Source organism: Microbacterium marinilacus (assembly GCF_019753765.1).
In the GTDB taxonomy this organism is placed as follows: Bacteria; Actinomycetota; Actinomycetes; order Actinomycetales; family Microbacteriaceae; genus Microbacterium; species Microbacterium marinilacus.
The window spans coordinates 99,233-119,902 of the sequence record NZ_JAIJZW010000009.1 but is presented as its reverse complement, the minus strand read 5'-3'; the positions used below and the strand labels follow the sequence as shown (position 1 = coordinate 119,902).

At 72.7% G+C, this 20,670-nt stretch carries 17 protein-coding genes; 13 read left to right on the top strand and 4 right to left on the bottom strand.

Going from position 1 to position 20,670, the window contains the following annotated elements:
* Nucleotides 1-57: 57 nt before the first annotated feature.
* The 11 genes from K5S26_RS14615 (at nt 58) to K5S26_RS14565 (ending at nt 12,601) form a co-directional block, all read left to right on the top strand.
* Nucleotides 58-1,764: a circularly permuted type 2 ATP-grasp protein gene (locus tag K5S26_RS14615; RefSeq protein WP_221859488.1), complete on the top strand. Its 1,707-nt coding sequence runs from the start codon at nt 58-60 to the stop codon at nt 1,762-1,764.
* The gene (locus K5S26_RS14610; RefSeq protein WP_221859486.1) at nt 1,758-2,690 is read left to right on the top strand and encodes an alpha-E domain-containing protein; all 933 of its coding nucleotides are present in this window, start codon (nt 1,758-1,760) and stop codon (nt 2,688-2,690) included. The genes K5S26_RS14615 and K5S26_RS14610 overlap by 7 nt, the downstream gene beginning before the upstream one ends.
* Before the next feature lie 25 nt (nt 2,691-2,715).
* The gene (locus K5S26_RS14605) at nt 2,716-3,561 is read left to right on the top strand and encodes a transglutaminase family protein (protein WP_221859484.1); all 846 of its coding nucleotides are present in this window, start codon (nt 2,716-2,718) and stop codon (nt 3,559-3,561) included.
* A gap of 291 nt (nt 3,562-3,852) precedes the next feature.
* Nucleotides 3,853-4,389 carry a UGSC family (seleno)protein gene (locus tag K5S26_RS14600; RefSeq protein WP_221859483.1) on the top strand — a complete coding sequence of 179 codons (537 nt, stop codon included), beginning with the start codon at nt 3,853-3,855 and terminating at the stop codon, nt 4,387-4,389.
* 12 nt (nt 4,390-4,401) lie between these two features.
* Nucleotides 4,402-5,508: a hypothetical protein gene (locus K5S26_RS14595; RefSeq protein ID WP_221859481.1), complete on the top strand. Its 1,107-nt coding sequence runs from the start codon at nt 4,402-4,404 to the stop codon at nt 5,506-5,508.
* 187 nt (nt 5,509-5,695) lie between these two features.
* Nucleotides 5,696-6,754, top strand: a complete 1,059-nt coding sequence (locus K5S26_RS14590) for an ABC transporter substrate-binding protein (RefSeq protein WP_221859479.1) — start codon at nt 5,696-5,698, stop codon at nt 6,752-6,754.
* A 116-nt stretch (nt 6,755-6,870) separates the two neighbouring features.
* Nucleotides 6,871-7,680, top strand: a complete 810-nt coding sequence (locus K5S26_RS14585; protein WP_221859477.1) for an IclR family transcriptional regulator — start codon at nt 6,871-6,873, stop codon at nt 7,678-7,680.
* A 146-nt stretch (nt 7,681-7,826) separates the two neighbouring features.
* Nucleotides 7,827-8,654 carry an ABC transporter ATP-binding protein gene (locus K5S26_RS14580; protein WP_221859475.1) on the top strand — a complete coding sequence of 276 codons (828 nt, stop codon included), beginning with the start codon at nt 7,827-7,829 and terminating at the stop codon, nt 8,652-8,654.
* A gap of 1 nt (nt 8,655) precedes the next feature.
* Entirely contained in the window at nt 8,656-9,456 is an 801-nt protein-coding gene (locus tag K5S26_RS14575) for an ABC transporter permease (protein ID WP_221859473.1), read from the top strand.
* Nucleotides 9,449-10,858 (top strand): aldehyde dehydrogenase family protein, encoded by a 1,410-nt coding sequence (locus K5S26_RS14570; RefSeq protein ID WP_221859470.1) that lies wholly within the window; start codon nt 9,449-9,451, stop codon nt 10,856-10,858. The genes K5S26_RS14575 and K5S26_RS14570 overlap by 8 nt, the downstream gene beginning before the upstream one ends.
* Nucleotides 10,859-10,873: 15 nt before the next feature.
* Nucleotides 10,874-12,601, top strand: coding sequence for a thiamine pyrophosphate-requiring protein (locus tag K5S26_RS14565; RefSeq protein ID WP_221859468.1), 1,728 nt, complete (start codon nt 10,874-10,876; stop codon nt 12,599-12,601).
* Nucleotides 12,602-12,649: 48 nt separating this feature from the next.
* On the opposite strand, the gene K5S26_RS14560 is transcribed toward K5S26_RS14565, so the two are convergent.
* The 4 genes from K5S26_RS14560 to K5S26_RS14545 all read right to left on the bottom strand — a co-directional run bounded on the left by K5S26_RS14560 (nt 12,650) and on the right by K5S26_RS14545 (nt 17,776).
* The gene (locus K5S26_RS14560; RefSeq protein ID WP_221859466.1) at nt 12,650-14,023 is read right to left on the bottom strand and encodes an FAD-dependent oxidoreductase; all 1,374 of its coding nucleotides are present in this window, start codon (nt 14,021-14,023) and stop codon (nt 12,650-12,652) included.
* A gap of 95 nt (nt 14,024-14,118) precedes the next feature.
* Nucleotides 14,119-15,858 carry a dihydroxy-acid dehydratase gene (locus K5S26_RS14555; protein ID WP_221859464.1) on the bottom strand — a complete coding sequence of 580 codons (1,740 nt, stop codon included), beginning with the start codon at nt 15,856-15,858 and terminating at the stop codon, nt 14,119-14,121.
* A gap of 113 nt (nt 15,859-15,971) precedes the next feature.
* Complete coding sequence (locus K5S26_RS14550; RefSeq protein ID WP_221859553.1) at nt 15,972-17,348, bottom strand: MFS transporter; 1,377 nt, start codon at nt 17,346-17,348, stop codon at nt 15,972-15,974.
* A gap of 5 nt (nt 17,349-17,353) precedes the next feature.
* A complete protein-coding gene (locus K5S26_RS14545; RefSeq protein ID WP_221859463.1) occupies nt 17,354-17,776 on the bottom strand; it encodes a MarR family winged helix-turn-helix transcriptional regulator in 423 nt (140 codons plus the stop codon).
* A gap of 143 nt (nt 17,777-17,919) precedes the next feature.
* On the opposite strand from K5S26_RS14545, the gene K5S26_RS14540 reads away from it, so the two are divergent.
* Complete coding sequence (locus tag K5S26_RS14540; protein WP_221859461.1) at nt 17,920-18,837, top strand: alpha/beta fold hydrolase; 918 nt, start codon at nt 17,920-17,922, stop codon at nt 18,835-18,837.
* A 158-nt stretch (nt 18,838-18,995) separates the two neighbouring features.
* Nucleotides 18,996-20,531: a molybdopterin-dependent oxidoreductase gene (locus K5S26_RS14535; RefSeq protein ID WP_221859459.1), complete on the top strand. Its 1,536-nt coding sequence runs from the start codon at nt 18,996-18,998 to the stop codon at nt 20,529-20,531.
* The last annotated feature ends 139 nt before the right edge of the window (nt 20,532-20,670 follow it).

The window sequence follows — 20,670 nt, the reverse complement described above, 5'->3', positions numbered from 1 at the left end:
AACACCCGGACACGTCAGGAAACATCCGCGCAACACCCCCAGCACTACGCTCAGCCCATGGGAGACCTGTTCGACGGCTACGGCTCCACCCTCGCGCCGCGCAAGACCGCCCAGGGCATGCCGGCCTTCGACGAGATGTTCGGCCATCCGGCGTCGTCGGGCGACACCGCTGAGGCACGTGCCGCCTACCGCGAGCTTTATCAGGCGCTGGCCCGGATGACCCAGGACGAGCTGCGCGGACGCACCGAGTCGCTCGCGTCGAGCTATCTCGCCCAGGGGGTGACGTTCGACTTCGCCGGCGAGGAGAGGCCCTTCCCCATCGACCCGGTCCCGCGCGTGATCGCGTACGACGAGTGGGCGCACGTGGAGGCGGGCGTGAAGCAGCGCGTGAGGGCCCTGGAGGCGTTCCTCGACGACGTCTACGGACACCGGTACTGCGTGAGCGACGGGCTGCTTCCGGCAGCGCTGATCGCCTCGTCGCAGCACTTCTATCGCCAGGCGGCGGGCATCCAGCCGTCGAACGGGGTGCGGATCCAGGTGGCCGGCATCGACCTGATCCGCGACGAGCACGGCGAGATGCGCGTGCTCGAGGACAACGTGCGGGTGCCGAGCGGCGTCAGCTACGTCATCTCCAACCGCCGGGTGATGGCTCAGACCCTGCCGGAGCTGTTCGTCTCGATGCGGGTGCGCCCGGTGGGCGAGTACCCCAACCGGCTGCTCGCGGCCCTGAAGGCCGCCGCCCCGCCGGGCATCGAGGAGCCCAACGTCGTGCTGCTGACCCCGGGCGTGTACAACTCGGCGTACTTCGAGCACACCCTCCTCGCGCGCCTGATGGGCGTCGAGCTGGTGGAGGGGCACGACCTGACGTGCACCGGCGGCAAGGTGTACATGCGCACGACCCGGGGCCTGCGCAGGGTCGACGTGATCTACCGCCGGGTGGACGACGACTTCCTCGACCCGCTGCAGTTCCGCGCCGACTCGATGCTGGGGGCGCCCGGCCTGATGCTGGCGGCCCGGCTGGGCAACGTGGCGATCTGCAACGCGGTCGGCAACGGCGTCGCCGACGACAAGCTGCTCTACACCTACGTGCCCGACCTGATCCGGTACTACCTGAACGAGGAGCCGGTGCTGAAGAACGTCGACACCTGGCGCCTGGAGGATCCCGGGGCCCTGGAGGAGGTGCTCGACCGCCTCGGCGAGCTGGTCGTGAAGCCCGTGGACGGGTCGGGCGGCAAGGGCCTGGTGGTGGGGCCGGACGCGTCACCCGCCGAGCTCGATCGGCTGCGGCGGCGGCTGATCGCCGATCCGCGCGGCTGGATCGCCCAGCCGGTCGTGATGCTCTCCACGATCCCGACGATGGTGTCGGACGGGATGCGCCCGCGCCACGCCGATCTGCGGCCCTTCGCGGTGAACGACGGCTCGGACGTCTGGGTGCTGCCGGGCGGGCTCACCCGTGTCGCGCTGCCCGAGGGACAGCTGGTGGTCAACTCGAGCCAGGGCGGCGGATCGAAGGACACCTGGGTGGTCGGCGGCACCGCACCCGGCCACGTGGAGTACGGGCAGGGCACGGGCCTCGCCGGCCTGGTGGCCGACCAGGCCGCGACCGTGACCTCGGCGATCCCGGTCGTGTACGAGGAGCAGGACGCGCCGGCGCACTCGCCGCACGATCCGTCCGGCCCGGCGTCGCAGAGCGAGCAGCAGCAGCAGCAGCAGGGTCGCTCACTGCCTGCAGATGGATCGGATGCGGAGGCCGGACCATGCTGAGCCGGATCGCCGAGTCCCTGTTCTGGATCGGCCGGTACATCGAGCGCAGCGACGGCACCGCGCGCATCCTGGACGTGCATCTGCAGCTGCTGCTCGAGGACCCGTGGATCGACGAGGACACCGCGTGCAGGTCGCTGCTGGCGGTGATGGGCGCGCCCGCCCCGCCGGGGACCGGGACCGTGCGCCGCGGGGACGTGCTCGAGCACCTGGCGGTGGACCGCACGACGGCGCCGAGCATCGCCTACTCCCTGAGCGCGGCGCGGGAGAACGCCCGCCGGGCACGGGAGATCGTGTCCACGGAGCTGTGGGAGTGCCTCAACACGACCCGCGCCCAGATGCCGCGACGGCTGCAGGCCGAGAAGGCGCACGACTTCTTCCAGTGGGTGCGCAAGCGCGCGGCCCTCACCGTGGGGATCGCCGACTCGTCGACGAGCCGAGACGAGTCGTGGCAGTTCTTCACGCTGGGCCGCAGCATCGAGCGGACCGACATGACCGCCCGTCTTCTCGCGACGCGGTCGCTGACCGAGGCATCCGGGCCGTCGTGGACGACGATCCTCCGCTCGTGCGGCGCGTACGAGCCGTACCTGCGCACCTATCGACGGATGCCCAGCGCGAAGAACGCCGCCGAGTTCCTGCTGCTGGACCGGCTGTTCCCTCGGTCCATCATCTTCTCGATCTCGCAGGCCGAGCAGTGCATGAGCGCGATCGACCCCGTCGCCGACCGCGTCGGCCACTCGAACGCGGTGCTGCGCGCGCTGGGCCGCATCCGCAACGACCTGGAGTACCGGCCGACGGAGGAGATCCTGGGCGAGCTGCCCGAGCACATGGAGCGGGTGCAGCAGGTGACGCGCGAGGCGTCGGAGGCCATCCGGCAGCGCTTCTTCCCGACGCAGGCGGAGACGACGTGGATCGGAGAGCTGTCGTGAACCGGTCTCGCGAGAGGAGACGGACGTGAAGCGCCTGCGGATCGAGCACGAGACCGGCTTCCGCTACGCCGGAGCGGTGACCGCGTCCTACAACGAGGCGCGGATGCTGCCGGGCGTGACCGACAGCCAGTTCGTGCTGTCGTCCGGGCTCGACATCCATCCGGCGGCCGCCGTGAACGCCTACGTCGACTACTTCGGCACGCGCGTGACGTCGTTCGACGTGCTGTCGCCGCACGAGGAGCTGAGGATCGTGTCGCGCAGCCTGGTGGAGGTGAGACCGCGCCCGGTGCGGCATCCGGACATCACGTGGGACCGGCTCGCTGCCGACGCGGATCGGTCGATCGACACGGTCGAGCTGCGCGGGCAGACCGACCGCACTCGGCCGCACGCCGAGGTGGCCGAGATCGCGCGGGTCATCGCCGACCGCCACGACAACCCGAGCGAGGCGGCCCAGGAGATCGCCGCGGCCATCGGAGAGGCGGTGGAGTACATGCCCGGCGTGACCGGGGTGCAGTCCACCGCCGCGGAGGCGTGGGAGGCGCGCAAGGGCGTCTGCCAGGACATCACGCACATCGCGCTCGGAGCGCTGCGTTCCGTCGGCGTGCCCGCCCGCTACGTGTCCGGCTACCTGCACCCGCGACCGGACGCCGACATCGGCGAGCCCGTCACGGGCGAGTCCCACGCGTGGATCGAGTGGTGGGCCGGCGGATGGCAGGGCTGGGACCCCACGAACGGCGTCGAGATCGGCGACCGCCACGTGAGCGTCGGGCACGGCCGCGACTACAACGACGTGCCGCCGCTGCGCGGCGTGTACGCCGGGCCGTTCAAGAGCGAGCTCTACGTCACGGTCACCATCACCCGCGAGGCCTGACCCGCCGGCGCGCGCTCGCTTCCTCCGCCTGAGAGCGGGCGAATCGGTCGAGAACGGCGAGGATCCGCCCGAGGACGACCGTCGCGGGCCGATCTGCCCGCGCGGGGCGGGGCGCCGCCCGGATTTCCGCACGCCGAAAAACGCGGGCGCGGTGCCGCGGGCGCGGTGCTTCACTGACGCTGGCCGCCCGCACGCCCGGCGGCCTGCGACCGGCGTCGACAGGGGCGCCGCGGGCAGCGAACCGGCCGACGACGGTCCGGTCGGACAGCAACTCAGTGTGGAGGTACCGCGATGACGATGGAAGCCCTGCTCGATCCCACCGGGATGGACGAGCGATCCGATGAGAGCACGCTCTCGCCCCGGCCGACGAGCCTGCGCGGGCTCTCGGTCGGCCTGCTCGACAACACCAAGGTGAACGCCACACAGCTGCTGGAGGAGATCTCGAAGCTCCTGAAGGAGCAGTACGGGGCGGGCGCCGCCCGGCTCTACACCAAGGACTACTTCGGCACCCCGGTGAAGGAGGAGCTGCTCGAGCAGATCGTGGCCGACTCCGACATCGTCGTGACCGCGGTCGGCGACTGCGGCTCGTGCAGCGCGGCCACCGTGGCCGACGGCATCCTGTTCGAGCGCGCCGGCGTGCCGACCGTCAGCATCGTGTCCTCGGCGTTCTACCCGTCGGGGCAGGCGATGGCGACGGTGCAGGGCTTCCCCGGCTTCGACTTCGCCGCGGTGCAGCACCCGATGGCGAGCCTGTCGGGCGACGAGGTGCGCGAGCGCGCCCGTCAGGTGGTCCCGGAGATCGTCCGCATCCTGGGCGTCGAGGACTGAGGGGACACGCAGATGAGCACGATCACCGACTCCCCGGCCGAGGTCGACGCCGACCAGGTGCGCGAGGCGCAGGAGCACTACTGGGTGAACGAGTGGACGGACGGCCTGCCGGTCGTCCCCGTCACCGAGTCGCTGCTGCAGGACTTCCTCGCGACCACGACGCGCGCCCCCGACGAGGTGCTGTTCCGCATCGCGCACCTGAACCGCGACATGACGGTGCGTCTCGCCGCGATCAACGCCGCGCTCGCGGGCTGCCGTCCCGAGTACTTCCCGGTGGTGGTCGCCGCCTGGGAGGCGATCGCGAAGGAGCCGCACCCGGCCCGCGGCATCTGGCAGTCCACCACCGGCACCGCGCCGTTCCTGGTGCTGAACGGACCGGCCCGCGAGCAGCTCGGCGTCAACAGCCGAGGCAACATCTACGGCTCGGGTCACCGCGCCAACGCGACGATCGGACGGGCGATCCGGCTCGGCTGCATCAACGTGTTCGGCCTGCGCCCGCACAAGCTCGACCAGGCCACCCAGGGCAACCCCTCGAAGTACTCGGCGCTGATCGGCGAGAACGAGGAGCAGAGCCCGTGGCCCGGCCTGCACACCGAGTCGGGCTTCGAGGCGTCCGACAGCGTGGTCACCGCCTTCGTGATCCGGTCGGTGCTGCACATCGAGGCGCGGCACACGATGACGCCCGAGCAGCTCGCTCTCGACTTCGTCGACAGCATCTGCCGCACGGGTGCGCTCATCCACGAGTACACCAGCGCCCTGCTGGTGCTGGTGCCCGAGCACGCCCAGCTGTTCGCCGACGCCGGCTGGTCGAAGGACGACCTGCGCGAGTTCGTCTTCGCACACGCCCGGCGCTCGCGCGACGAGCTCGCCGCGGTGGGCAAGGACGCGCTGTCGCACAAGACGCGGTGGCGCCTCTCGGCGGTGCATCCCGACTCGATGCCCGACACGGCCAGCGGCACGGACGCCCCGGACGACGTGGCCCTGCTGAGCGATCCGTCGTCGGTGCAGATCGTCGTGGCGGGCGCCGACAACGCGGGGGTGTCGAGCGTGGTGGAGATCTTCACGCTGAACCCGCCGCGGCAGAACCCGTTCTCGAACAGCAAGGTCGAGGCGGGCTGACCGGACGACGCCCGCGAAGCGGCCCCCTCCCACTCATCGGGAGGGGGCCGCTTCCGTTCATGGGAAGATCCGGATGCGCCCGGTTTCCGCTGAGTGAAACCATCCGGAACGGGCCGTCGCGCCGTTGCGATATTGGCGACGGAGCCCCGCGATGAGGCGGGCCGCCCGATCCAGGAGGAGTTCGACGATGACCTCACCTTTCCCCCGTGACCGCCGTGCGCGCCTGCGCGCCGTGGTCGGCACCGGCCTCGCCGCCGCGGCGCTCGCGCTCTCGGCCTGCGCGGACGGGGGTGGTGCAGCGTCATCCGGCGGCGACCCGGGCTCGGGCGACCCGGTGGCGCTCACGTACGTGAGCTTCCTGCCGCTCGAGTCGCTCACCTTCGCGCCCGAGATGATGGCCGACGCGGGGGGCTTCTTCGAGAAGCACGGTCTGGACGTCACGCTGGAGCCCGTGAACGGCACGCCGGTCGCCATCCAGAGCGTGCTGGGCGGCGCCGCGCAGGTGACACGTCTCAGCACGGTCGACTCGATGCCCCCGATGGTGGACGGCCAGCCCATCACGGCCGTCGGCACCATGATGCACAACAGCATCCTGCAGGTCGTGTCGCACGAGTCGAACCCGATCGAGTCGGCCGCCGACCTGGAGGGCACCACGCTCGGCATGGGCTCGGTCGGGGGCACGAGCGAGAAGATGCTCGACCTCGCCCTGGCCGATGCCGGCGTCGACCCCGAGTCGGTCGACCGCCAGGTGGTCGGCGTCGGGCCCGCCACCTTCGACCTCGTGCGGGCGGGCCAGCTCGACGGCTACATCGTGAGCCTCGACACCGCCGAGGCGATCGCCGCGGCGAACGACGACGCCGTCACCAGCCCCGCCGGGCTCGACGGCACGCCCGACGTGCAGACGTACGTGGCGACGCCCGAGTACCTCGAGCAGAGCCCCGAGACCGTGAAGGCGTTCCTCGCCGCCATCAAGGAGGCGGTGCAGTTCATGATCGACGACGAGGATCTCGACGAGACCCTCGAGATCCTGCGCAGCAAGTACAGCTTCGCCAACCTGCAGGACGACGCGATCGCGAAGGCGGCTCTCGAGACGCTGCGCACGACCGCGTGGATCGGCGACGGCTCGACCCCGCTGCTGCAGAACAGCATGGACGAGTGGACCGGATCCTACGAGATCCTCAACGGCGCCGGGATGGTCGACGACGGCGACCCCACCCAGTGGATCGAGCTCGACCTGGTCGAGTGACCGGGCCCGACCTAGGGTGACCACGGGGATCCCGCGCGACGACGCCGCGGGTCCCCACCCATCCGGGGCGACGAGGCCCCGACACCTCGGAGGCGACGATGCTGAAGATGCACGAGATGACAGACGCCGACCCCGAGCCGGGAGGCGGCTCGGCCGGCGCGGCTCCGGCGGGCGGGGCGGCGGCGAAGCCGGAGGTGCCGCGCTCGATCGATCGCGCGCTGTCCGTCATCGACACCTTCCGGCACGACCGCACACGGCAGACGCTGTCGGAGATCAGCCGCCACGCCGGCCTGCCGATCGCGACCACGCACCGCATCGTCGACCGTCTCACGGCCTGGGGAGCCCTCGAGCGCGAGCGAGACGGGCGCTACCACGTGGGGCTGCGGCTGTGGGAGGTGTCGACCCTCGCGCCGCGCTCCATGGCGCTGTCGCGCGTGGCGCGGCCCTTCATGCACGACCTGTACGAGATCACGCACTACAGCGTGCACCTCGCCATCCGGGAGGGGCTCGAGGTGGTGTTCGTGGAGCGCTTCCACAGCCCGAAGCAGGTGCTGCACCGCGGACGCGTGGGCGGGCGGCTGCCGATGTACATGTCGGCCACCGGAAAGGTGCTGCTCGCCTATGCGCCGCCGGCCGAGCGCGAGGAGACCATCCGCGCGCTCGCCGACGCCGACGACGCGCTGCCGTCGCTCGACGAGGTGCACCACGAGCTCGCGCAGGTGCACGCGCAGGGGTTCGCGACCAGCGGCCCCGAGCTCAACCCCGAGTACCGGGCGGTCGCGGCCCCGATCATCGCCCCGGGCGGCGCGGTGATCGCGTCGCTGTCGCTCGTGGTCCGCTACGAGGACACCGCCGAGCGGGACGCCGTGCACCTCGTGCGCGTCGCGGCCGGCGGCATCAGCCGCGCCCTCGCCGGGCGGCGCTGACCGGTCGCCCAGACCCTTTCCGCTCGTCGAAAAGGCGGGCGCATCCCCTCTCCCACCCCGATTCACTGACAAAGCCGGCGGCACCGACGCCCCGGCGAACGAGACGCCGCCGACGGCGGCTCACACCAGAAGGGCGACCCTCGACGATGAGCATCACCCAGAACGCGGACGTGCCGTCCGCCGCGGCGACCGCCACGCCGCGGCTGCGGATCCGCGGCCTCGGCAGAGACTTCCACACCCGTTCCGGCACGACGCACGCGGTCTCGGGCGTCGACCTCGAGATCCAGCGCGGAGAGTTCGTCGCGCTGATCGGTCGATCGGGCTGCGGCAAGACGACCATCCTGCGCATGATCGGCGGCCTGCTCGCGCCGACCGCCGGATCCATCGAGGTGGACGGCAACGGCCTGTGGCGCGACGGCTTCGTCGACTCCTCGGTCATCACCAAGCTCGGCTTCGTGTTCCAGGAGAGCAACCTGTTCCCCTGGTTCTCGGTGCTCGACAACATCGCGCTGCCGCTCAAGCTGCGCGGCGTCGACAAGAGGACCCGCCGCGCCCGCGCGGCGGAGCTCGCCGAGCTGGTCGGCCTCGCCGGCTTCGAGAAGTCGTACCCGCGCGAGCTGTCCGGCGGCATGCGCCAGCGCGCCTCGATCGCCCGCGCGCTCAGCGTGGAGCCCGACATGCTGCTGATGGACGAGCCGTTCGGCGCGCTCGACGCCCTCACCCGCGAGAAGATGAACCTCGAGCTGCAGCGCATCGCGCTCGAGACGCAGGCGACCGTGGTGTTCGTCACGCACGACATCCCCGAGGCCGTCTTCCTCGCCGACCGGGTCGTGCACCTCACGCCCCGCCCCGGACGCATCCGGCAGATCGTCGACGTGCCGTTCGACAAGCCGCGTTCCATCCACCTGCAGACCGAGCCGGCGTTCAACGACATCGTCCGCAAGCTGCGCAGCGACATCGACGAGGAATACTGAGATGAACCGTCGCAAGCTCATGCGGATCCTGCCGTGGGTCACGACCCCCGGCCTCGTCGTGCTGCTGCTGGTCGCCTGGCAGCTGGCCGTCACGATCGGCGGCGTCAACTCGCTGATCTTCCCCTCGCCGCTCGACGTGTCCGTCGCGGGCGTCCAGATGCTCGGCGAGCCGGACACGTGGGAGAACGTCGGCCTGACCGTGACGGCCATCGTCACCGGCTTCCTGATCGCGGTCGTCACCGGCGTCCTGGTCGGCGTGGTCCTCGGCAAGATCCCGTGGCTCGAGGTGAGCCTGCGGCCCCTGATCGTGATCAGCCAGGTCGTGCCGAAGGTCGCCTTCGTGCCCCTGTTCGTGATCTGGTTCGGCTTCGGCATCACCTCCAAGATCGTCCTCGCCACGCTGCTGGCGTTCTTCCCCGTGATGCTGAACGTGCTGCTGGGCGTGCGCTCGATCGAGCGCGGCCAGCGCGAAGTGATGCAGAGCCTCAACGCCAACCGCATCCAGACGTTCAGCCAGCTCGAGATGCGCGGCATCATGCCGTACCTGTTCGCCGGCATGGAGGTCGCGATCGTGCTGGCCACCATCGGCGCGATCGTGGGCGAGTACATCGGCGGCAACCGCGGCCTCGGGGCCATGGTCGTCACGGCGATGAACGCGCTCGACTCGCCGCGCATGTTCGCGATCATCGGCCTGCTGTCGGTGATCGGCCTCGGCCTGTACCTGATCGTGAACGAGTCGAAGAGGTTCTTCATCCCGTGGCACGAGTCGGTGTACACGCAGCGGGAGCTGGCGGTTGCCTGACCTGGAGGTGCGCAACCCGAGCCGCCGCTCGGAGGTCGTCGGCACGGTACGGGAGGCGTCGGCGGCCGACGTCGACGCCGCCGCCCGCGCCGCCGCCGCCGCGCAGCGCGGGTGGGCCGCCGAGCCCGCCGCGGCGCGGGCGGACGCCCTCGTACGGGCCGCCGCGCGCATCGAGGCCTCCGCCGACGAGCTGGGCGTCCTGCTCGCCCGCGAGGCCGGCGTGCCGGTCGCGGAGGCGACGCGCGAGGCGGGCGGAGCGGCCCACCTCCTGCGCGCGGCGGCCGAGCTGGCAGCGACGCTGGACCACGCGGACGAGCACGACACGGCCGGGGGCGGCCGCATCCGGGTGGGACGGCGTCCCCTCGGCGTGGTCGCGGGCATCGTGCCGTGGAACGCGCCGCTCGGCCTCGCGGCGCAGAAGGTGGGGCCGGCCCTCGTGGCGGGCAACGCCGTGATCGTCAAGCCGTCGCCGCTCGCGCCGCTCGCCGTCACCCGGCTGCTCGGCCTGCTGGCCGGGGAGCTGCCCGAGGACCTCCTGTCGGTGGTCAACGGCGCGGGCGAGACCGGGTCGGCCCTCATCGCGCATCCGGTGGTGCGGAAGGTGTCGTTCACCGGCGGCGGCGAGACCGCTCGGCACATCATGCGCGCCGCGGCCGACCGGCTCACGAGGGTGCACTTCGAGCTCGGCGGCAACGACCCCGCGGTCGTGCTCGACGACGCCGACCTCGACCTCGCCGCCGAACGCATCGCGCAGACGGCGTTCCGGCGGGCCGGCCAGATCTGCTACGCCGTGAAGCGGGTCTACGTGCCCGAGCGCGCGGCCACCGACTTCACCGACCGGCTGCGCGCGCGCGTCGACGCGCTCGCGATCGGCGACGCCGTCGACCCCCGCACCACGATGGGGCCGGTGAACAACGCGCGGCAGTTCGAGAGCGTCTCGGCGCTGGCGGAGCGCACCCGGCGGGCGGGACGCAGCGTGCTGGAGCTCGGCGCGCCCGTCGACGAGACGCCCTGGGAGGACGGCTGGTACCTGCGGCCGGCTCTCGTGCCCGACGCCGACCACGGCGACGAGCTGGTCACGGTCGAGCAGTTCGGGCCGCTGCTGCCGGTCGTGTCCTACCGGTCGGAGGACGACGCGATCGCGATGGCCAACGACAGCGAGTACGGCCTCGGCTCGTCGGTCTGGTCCGCCGACCCCGACCACGCGTTCGCCGTGGCGTCGCGGATCGAGGCCGGCGTGACGTTCGTCAACGGCCACGTGCTCTCGCCCGACGCGTTCCGGCTCGTGCCGTTCGGCGGCGTGAAGCAGTCGGGCATCGGGTGGGAGAACTCCCCCGCGGGCCTCGACGAGTACCTCGAGTTCCACAGCATCGACGTGCACCCCGTGCCCCCTGCCCGTTAGGAGACGCCCGCCCTCATGGCACCGGTAGACGACGACCGGCTGAACGCGGCCGAGCTGTTCCTGCGCGCGCTCGAGGCGCACGGCGTGACGCACCTGTTCGCCAACCTCGGCAGCGACCATCCGGCGTTCATCGAGGCGCTGGCAGCACGACACGAGGCGGGGGTGACGCGGCCGGCGGTCATCCTCTGCCCGCACGAGTTCACCGCCCTGTCGGCGGCGCACGGCATGGCGCTCGCCACCGGCGCCCCGCAGGCGGTGCTCGTGCACAACGACGTCGGCACGGCGAACCTCGGCGGCAGCGTGCACAACGCGGCCCGCGCCGAGGTGCCCGTGCTGATCTTCGCCGGGCTCACGCCGTACACGACCGACGGGGAGCTGCCCGGCAGCCGCAACGCGCCGGTCAACTTCAAGCAGGACGTGCCCGACCAGCACGCGCTCGTGCGCCCGTACGCGAAGTGGATGTACGACCTGCGCACGGCGCAGCACACGGAGAGGGTGGTGCACCGCGCGCTGCAGATCGCCCGCAGCGCGCCCGCGGGGCCCGTGTACGTCACGGGGGCGCGCGAGGTGCTGGCCGAGACGGCGCCGTATCGCGCGCTCGACCCGGGGCACTGGGCGCCCGTCGCCCCCTCCGCCGCCGACGCGGCGTCGCTCGAGCGGATCGTCGCCGACCTGCTGTCCGCCGAGCGGCCGCTCGTGGTGACCTCGCACCTGGGGCGCGACACCGACGCGGTGCGGCTGCTCGTCGAGCTCGCCGAGCGGCTGGTGCTGCCGGTGGTCGAGCCGTCGAGCTCGAACCTGAGCTTCCCCGCGACGCACCCGCTGCACGCGGGGTACGCGTTCGACGACGTCGTCGCGGATGCCGACGTCGTGCTGGTGCTCGACTCGGACGTGCCGTGGGTGCACACCCGCCACCGCCCGGCGGACGACGCGCGCGTGCACTACGTCGACGCCGACCCCCTGAAGTCGCAGCTGCCGTTCTGGAACATGCCCGCGCAGCACGTGGTCGGCGCCGACGGCGCGACGGTGCTGCGGCAGCTGCTCGACGCCACCGCGGCCCGGCCGCTCGCGTTCCCCGAGCGGGAGCGGCGCGAGCAGCGGGCGGCCCGGCTGCGTGCGCGCCGGGATGCGGACGCGCGAGCCGCCCTCGACGCCGCGCCCGGTCTCACCCCCGCCCGGGTGGCGGCGATCGTGTCCGACGAGCTCGACGACGACGTGATCGTGCTCAACGAGACCATCACCGCGAACGACACCGTCCACGTCCACGTGCCGCGCATCCATCCGGGAACGCGTTACGGCAACCGCGGCACGTCGCTCGGCTGGATCGGCGGCGGCGCGATCGGGATCGCCCTCGCGCATCCCGGTCGCCGCATCGTCGCCCTGGTCGGCGACGGCACCTACCAGCTGTCCGTGCCGTCGTCCACGTACTGGGTCGCGCAGCGCTACCGGACGCCGTTCGTGACGGTGATCCTCGACAACGGCGGATGGAACGCCACGAAGCAGAGCCTGCAGGGGCAGTTCGCCGGGGGCGTCGCCGACACGTCGGACCGCTACTGGGTGAACCTCGGCCAGCACACCGACCTCGCGGGCATCGCGAGCGCGGCGGGCGGCGCATGGGGCGCCGTCGTCACCGAGGTCGAGCAGCTGGCCCCGGCGCTGCGCGAGGCGCTCGCCCAGGTCGAGCGGGGCCGCGCGGCGGTGATCGACGTGCGCATGCCGGCGATCACCGCCCAGGCCGACTGAGACCGTCCGCGCGCCCGCCCGGGGCCGGCGTCGGGCCCGGGCCCCGCCCTACGCGTGCGCGACAGCGACGGGCGCGTCGGCGGCGAGATCGGTGCCGAGATAGACCCCGTCGGCGCGCAGTCGCGCCTGCAGCTCGGCGATGTCCACGTCGCCGACCGCCACGCCCGCGGCGAGCGCGATCGCGGCGGCGGTGCCGGCCGCCTGGCCCATCGCGAAGCACGGTCCGGTGACGCGGCCGGACGACTGCCCGCCCTGCGTCATCGACGCGCAGCGCCCCACCACGAAGAGGTTCTCGACCTTCTGCGGCACGATCATCCGGTACGGCAGCTGGTGGAAGCCTCGGCTGTCCTCGGCGCGGGGGAAGAGGAACTGCACGTCGCCCTGCACGTGGGCCTCGGTCGGCCACCCGTTCACGCCGATGGTGTCGGGGAAGTCCACGCAGTCGAGCACGTCGTCCTGGGTCAGCTGGTACTCCCCCACGATCCGCCGCGTCTCGCGGATGCCGATCTGCGGCGCGATGTCGACCACGTACGAGCCTTCGAACCCGGGGGTGTTCTGCCGGATGAACGCGAAGACGTCCTTCACCTGCTGGCGACCCTGCAGCTCGCCGCGGGTGAGCTGGTGCACGTCGACGCCGTCGACGGCGGTGCCGTCCTCGTTGCTGAGCTGCGTGACGTTCGAGCGCCACTCGATCGGATTGCGCTGCGGCCGCACGATCGGCTTCTTGCGCGGGAAGGTGTGGGTGCCGGCGGCCTCGGCCGCCTCCATCCGCTCGCGCACCGTCCGCCAGGCGGGGCCGGCCGCTGCCGGGTCGACGCCGTTGATGCGGAACATGATCGACGGGTAGAGCAGCCGCTCGGCCCGCTCGTAGGGCGCCCCCGCCCAGGCGGCGACGTCTCCGTCGCCGGAGCCGTCGACGAAGATGCGCCCGCGCACGGCCTGGCGACCCGACTTCGACTCGAGGACGACGGCGCCGATCCGCCTCTCGTCGGCCATGACGACGTCGACCGCGGACGCGTGGAACAGGATGTCGGCGCCCGCGTCGACGACCATCTCGTCGGCCACGATCTTGTAGGCCGAGATGTCGAAGGACACCGCCATGATGCGGTCCTCGATCGTCAGGTGGGGCTCGTTGATGCCGTCGATCGCCTCGAGCCTCTCGACGAGCTCGTCGGTGTAGCCGCGCACGACCCGCAGATCCTCGCCGTGCACGCGCGCGTGCAGGCCGCAGAAGGTGGACAGGCCGCCCATGGTGCCGGCGCCGCCGAAGAACCCGTAGCGTTCGACGATCAGCGTGGACAGCCCCTGTCGCGCGGCGGCGATCGCGGCGAACAGGCCCGCGGGGCCGCCGCCGATCACGACGACGTCGTACTCGCCGATGACGGGGACCTCGGCGGCGGGCAGGTGGATCGTGCCGGTCATGGCACCTCCTTCGTTCGGTTCAGGTCGGGGACGATGTCTCCCGTCGGTCGGGCGAGACGGCCGCGTTCCCGGCCGACGTGAGACATGGATGCGGGCTATCCGGCCGCGAGCGCCGGGTCGCCCTCGCGCTCGCAGAGGCCCGCGTCGCGGCGGGCGCAGAGCACGGCGCCGCAGCTGAGGGGCTGCACGAGCTCCTCGTACTGGTCGAGCAGGCCGCCGCCCGTGTCGCGGTCCTCCGGGGGCTCGAAGGGAGCTCGCGCCGCCAGCTCCGCGGGGTCGACCAGCAGGTCGAGGGTGCCGCGGGCGAGGTCGATCTCGATGGGGTCGTCGTCGCGCACCTTGCCGAGGGGGCCGCCGGCCGCCGCCTCGGGCGAGACCTCCCCGACCGTGACGCCCTGGTTCACGAGGCCGCTGAACTGCCCGTCGGTGACGAGCGCGACGCTGTGCTGCAGCCCGCGGGCGTGCAGCGCGAAGATGAACGCGCTGGTCATACCCATGCCCGGCGCGCCCTGCACGCCGATGCCGCGGATGACGGCGACGTCGCCCTCGCGCAGGCGTCCGCTCGAGATGCCCGCGATGGCCTCCTCGCGGTTGCCGAACACGCGCGCGGGGCCGGTGAAGCGGCGGGGGCCGGGATCGGGCACGGGCCGCTTGGCCACCGCACCGCCGGGCGCCAGGGTGCCGCGCAGCACGGTGATGGCCGGGTCGGTGCCGAACGGGTCGTCGAGCGAGCGGATCACCTCGCCGTCGGCGGACGGCGCCGCCGCCGCCCGCTCGGCGATCGTGTCGCCCGTCACGGTGAGCTGGTCGCCGTCGAGCAGGGGCAGCAGCTCGCGCAGCACGGTGGCGGCGCCGCCGGCGTCCTCGAACTGCTCGGTGAGCGCCGGGCCGTTCGGTCGCACCGATGCGAGAAGCGGCGTCTCCCGTCCGAGCGTGCGGAACTCCTCCCAGACGTCGACCTCGACGTGCGCCTCGATCGCGATGGCCTGCAGGTGCTTGATCGTGTTGATCGACCCGCCCACCGCGAGCATTGCGCGGACGGCGTTGCGGATCGACCCGGCCGTGATGATGCTCCGCGGCCGGATGTCCTCCTGGAGCGCGTTCACGAGGGCCGCGGCCGAGCGGCGCACGCTGTCCCACATGCGCTCCCCGTTGGCGCGCACGGGCGCGGAACCGGCGACCGCCAGGCCGATCGTCTCGGCGATGATGTGCATCGAGTTGGCGGTCGCGAGGCCCGCGCAGACGCCGGGGCCGAGGATCGCGTCGTCGGCCAGCTCCTCCAGGTCGGCGGTCGGCCCGCCCGTGACCGCCGCCTTCGAGGCGAGCAGGAAGACCTCCTCGACGTCCGCCTCGCGCCCCTCGGCGAGGCCCGAGTGCTGGTAGCCGCACGGGATCACCACGGTCGGGATGTCCAGCCGCCCGGCGGCCATGAGGTGCCCGGGCGTGGTCTTGTCGCACGACGACAGGCAGATCATCGCGTCGAGCTTGGCGCCCTCGACCGCCGCCTCGATGTCGTCGACGATCAGGTCGCGGCTGGGCAGGATGTACCGTCCCGCGCGTCCCGCGCTCGTGACGAAGTCGGACGGCGCGATGGTGCGGATCTCGAACGGGATGACGCCGAGCTCGCGCAGCTCCCGCTTGAGGACGGGAACGATGTCGTCGAGGTGCGCGTAGCAGGCGGCCAGGTCGCTCGAGGTGTTGACGATCGCGACCTTCGGCAGCGTGAGGTCCTCCACCGGGATGCCCAGCGATCGCCAGTGCGCGCGGCGGGCGATGCCGAGCGCCGAGGTCGGCGGCAGGTTGCTGCGCATGTCGCGCCCTGTGAATCCCGGCACGTGTGCCCTCCCTCTTCGTCGAGGCCGCCGCGTGCACGCGACGGTGGACCCATCCTTCCCGTCCCGTCGCCGACGTCGAGGCGCCGTTTCCGGTCAGCGGAAGCGGGCCGGGCTCAGCGGCGGGCGGCGACCCGGTCGTCGTCGAGGTCGTCGTCCTCGTCGTCGACCAGGCGGATCGGCGTGGTCTCGGCCGCCTGGTCGCTGAACTCCTCGGGGGTGACGATGGGCTGCGCGCGCGTGATGATCGAGATCGGGCGCGTCTCGTCGAGCTCGAACCGGAACCGGGTCTCGTCGCGCCGGTGCAGGCGGCCGGACGCGGTGACCCAGATGAGGCCGATGGCGCACGCCGCCAGGCCGCCGGCCGCTCCCACGAGGAGGGCGGTGCGCGGGCCGAACTCGGAGGCGACCCAGCCGACCACCGGCGCCCCCAGGGGCGTGCCGCCCATCAGGATCGCCACGTAGAGCGCCATGACGCGACCGCGCAGGCTCGCGTCGGTGGTGGTCTGCACGTAGCCGTTCGCGGTGGTCAGCGTGGTGACCGTGGTGAACCCGACGAACACGAGGCAGATCGCGTACGCCCAGTAGACGGGCATCGTCGACGAGATGATCGTGACGACGCCGAAGGCCCCCGTCGCGACGATCACCACGCGCAGGCGCGCGCGGGCCCGCCGCGCGGCCAGCAGCGCCCCGGCGAGAGATCCGATCGCGAGGATCGAGCTGAGCAGGCCGAAGCCGTCGGCCTCCTCGCCGAACTCGAGCGCCATGGTGGACGCGAAGATCGGGAAGTTCATCGCGAGCGCGCCCATCAGGAACACCATCGCGAAGACGACCAGCAGGTCGGGGCGCCGCGCGACGTAGCGGAAGCCGTCGGCGAGGCGGGTCGAGGCCGTGTCCATCGTGCGCGGGATGAGCTCGCCGGTGCGCAGCGCGAGGAGCGCGACGATCATGCCGAGGTACGTGAGGGCGTTGATGAGGAAGACCCAGCCGGTGCCGACCGCGACGATGAGCAGGCCGGCGACGGCGGGGCCGAACATCCGGGCGCCGTTGAACGAGGCGGCGTTCAACGCCACCGCGTTGGAGGCGTTCTCGCGCGCCACGAGGTCGGACACGAACGCCTGCCGGGCCGGGTTGTCGAAGGCCACCACCAGGCCCATCGCGAGCGCGAAGCAGTACATCAGCGGCAGCGTCATGACGTCGAGCAGCAGGAGCGTGCCGATGCCGATCGACAGGGCGAGCAGCGCGACCTGCGTGACGATCAGGATGCGCCGGCGGTCGAACCGGTCGGTCACCCAGCCCGACCAGCCGACGAGCACGAGCGGCGGCCCGAACTGCAGCGCCATCGTGACGCCCATCGCGCCGGCGTCGTTGTCGGTCAGCTGCGTGAGCACGACCCAGCTCTGCGCGGTGGACTGCATCCACGAGCCGATGTTGGAGACGAGCGCGCCGATGAACCAGACGCGGAAGTTGAACGACGAGAAGGACCGGAACATCGCGCTCATCGCTCGATGACCTCCAGGATGATCCGCGCGGCGTCGCGCAGCGTGGCGCGGTCCTCGGCGGGCACCTCGGCGAGGAGGCGGGCCAGCCACTCGTCGGGACGGTGCACGGTCTCGTCGATCACGGAGCGGCCCGACTCGGTGATCTCGATGTTGACCTTGCGGCGATCCGCCTCGTCCGGCCGGCGCGTGAGGTAGCCCTCCTCCTCGAGGTGGTTGACGGTCCTGTTCATGGACGGGGCCGTCACGCCCTCGCGCTCGGCGAGCGTCGTGAGCGTGTGCGGGCCGTGCAGCTTCAGCGCCACGAGCACGGCGAACTGCCCGTCCGACATGGTCTTCACCGCGCGCTGCTGGCGCAGGCGTCGCGCCAGGCGGAACGTGGCCGAGCGGATCTCGGAGGCGTCGGAGGAGAGGTCAGGCATATATCCTTATCCTAACTCATTAGTTCTGGTAAGGATCTGTCGGCCGTCTCCCGACCACGTCGTGGGGGCGGACGCACCTCGGAGGACGACGTGGGCCCCGCCCGCTCGACCTCGTTCGGCGGGGAGGGTGACAGGATCGGGCCATGCCCTCCGACCACGATCACCCGGACGCGCGCTCCCGCTCGGAGGAGCGGACCTTCGCCGACGACCACGGCGTCGAGATCGTCTACGACGTGCACCCGGCCTCGGCCCCCACGACGGACGCGCCGCGCGGGGTCGTGCAGCTGCTGCACGGCGTCGGCGACCACGCCGGCCGCTACGCCGCCGTGATCGGGGCGCTCACGGCGGCCGGCTTCACAGTGTACGCCGACGACCACCGCGGCCACGGCCGCACGGGCATGCGGCAGCACGGCGGCGACGCGTCGCGGCTCGGTCGCCTGGGCGTCGGCGGCCTCCCCGCGGCGGTCGAGGCCTGCTGGCGCCTCACCCGCGTCATCCGGGACGATCACCCGGGCGTCCCGCTGATCCTGCTCGGGCACTCGTGGGGGTCCTTCCTCGCGCAGATGCTGCTCGACCGCCATCCCGACGCCTACGACGCGGCGATCCTCACCGGGTCGGCGCTGCGCACGCCCCTGTCGTTGAACGCCGCACCGCTCAACGCGCGGTGGAAGGGACCGGACGCGCTGGGCACGGAGTGGCTGTCGACCGACCCCGCCGTCGGGCGGGCGTTCCTCGACGACCCCCTCACGACGACCACACCGCTCCTGCGCCTGTTCGGCCCGGTCGACGCCGCGCGCCTCTACGGCCGCCCCCGGCGGGGCCTGCGCGCGGCCGCCGGGCACGACGTGCCCGTGCTGCTGATGGTGGGGCGGGACGACCCGGTCGGCGGCCCCCTCTCGGTGCACCGCCTCGCCCGGGCCTACCGCGAGCGGGGCGGCCTCGACGACGTGACGACCCTCGTCTACCCGGATGCGCGTCACGAGCTCTTCAACGAGGTCGCCCAGGCCGAGGTCCGCGCCGACCTGCTGGCGTGGCTCGACGCGCGCTTCCCGCCCCGCTGATCCCCGGCCGCACGAGCCCGCGTCCCAGTTGCGGCCGTTATCCACCCGCGACTCGGGCCACAACTGGGACACGGGATGGCGCATAGCGGCGCGAAGTGGGACACGGCTCGCGACGGAGGGAACAGATCCCGCGGCCCACGGCGGCGTACCCTCGGCCCATGGACGACCAGCACGGCAGCAGGACCCGGGCCGCCGCCGCGGGCGTGGCCGCCGCCGTGTCGGGCGCCGGGCTCGGCGAGCTCGCCGCGGCGCTGTTCGCCTCCGCCTCGAGCCCGTTCGGGACGATCGGCGGGGCCCTCATCGACCTCGCGCCGCCCGCCGTGAAGGACGCGGCGATCGCGCTGTTCGGCACCGCGGACAAGGCGGCGCTGCTCGTCCTGATCGCGGTCGTGCTGCTGGCGATCGCGGCGGGCGCGGGGCTGCTGGAGGCGCGGCGCCCTCCGCTCGGCGCGGTGCTGGCCGCAGCTCTCGGCGGCGTCGGCCTGGCCACGGCGGTCACCCGGGCCGACGCCACGGCGATGGCCTGGCTGCCGTCGGCGGTGGCCGGCGTGACGGCGGCATGGGTGCTGCGCGCCCTCGTCCGGATCGCCGGGCGGCCGCGCGGCCACGAGCCGGTGCAGGGCGGCATCGACCGTCGTCGCTTCCTCGTCTGGGCCGGCGGCGCCACGGCCCTCGGCCTGCTCGCCGCGGCCGGTGCGCAGCTCTCGCGCGCCGGCGCGGCCGCCGTCACCGTCGTGCGCGACGCGCTGCGCCTGCCGGCCCCCGCCTCCGCGGCCCCCGCGATCCCGGCGGGCGCCGCGCTCGACGTCCCGGGCATCGCGCCGCTCATCACCCCGAACGACGAGTTCTACCGGATCGACACCGCCCTCGTCGTCCCGCAGGTCGACCCGGCCGACTGGAGCCTGCGCATCCACGGCCTCGTCGAGCGCGAGGTGACCCTCACGTGGGACGAGCTGCTCGCGCTGCCCCTCGAGGAGAGCCGCACGACCCTCGCGTGCGTCTCCAACGAGGTCGGCGGCGACCTGATCGGCACCGCGCTCTGGCTGGGCTACCCCACCCGGGAGCTGCTGGCCCGCGCGGCGCCCGCCGCCGACGCCGACATGGTGCTGTCGCGGTCGACCGACGGCTTCACCGCCTCGACCCCGCTGGAGGCGCTCACCGACGGGCGCGACGCGCTCCTCGCGGTCGGCATGAACGGCGAGCCGCTGCCGCCCGAGCACGGGTTCCCGGTGCGGATGGTGGTGCCGGGACTGTACGGCTACGTGTCGGCGACGAAGTGGGTCGTCGAGCTCGAGGTGACGCGCTTCGATGCCCAGACCGCGTACTGGACGACCCGCGGCTGGTCGGAGCGCGGGCCGATCAAGCTGCAGTCGCGCATCGACGTGCCGCGCCGCGGCGACCGCGTCGAGGCGGGGGACGCCGTGGTCGCCGGGGTCGCCTGGCAGCAGCACGTGGGCGTCGACGGCGTGGAGGTGCAGATCGACGACGGGGCCTGGCGGTCCGCCGATCTCGCGCCGGCGATCTCGGACGACACGTGGGTGCAGTGGAGCCTGCCGTGGACCGCGGAGCCCGGGCAGCACGTCATCCGCTGCCGGGCGATCGGCGCGGACGGCGAGACGCAGACGCCCGACCAGGCGCCGCCCGCGCCCGACGGAGCGACCGGCTGGCACGAGCGCACGGTCACGGTCGGCTGACCACCGGCCCCGAGCCGCCCCGCCGGCCGCCGCGCACGCGGAGATATCCACGGATTCGGACCGGATCGCGCGGATCCATCCGAATCCGTGCAGATCTCCGTCGCTCATGCCGACGCGGCGCGGCGGGAGGCCGCGGCGG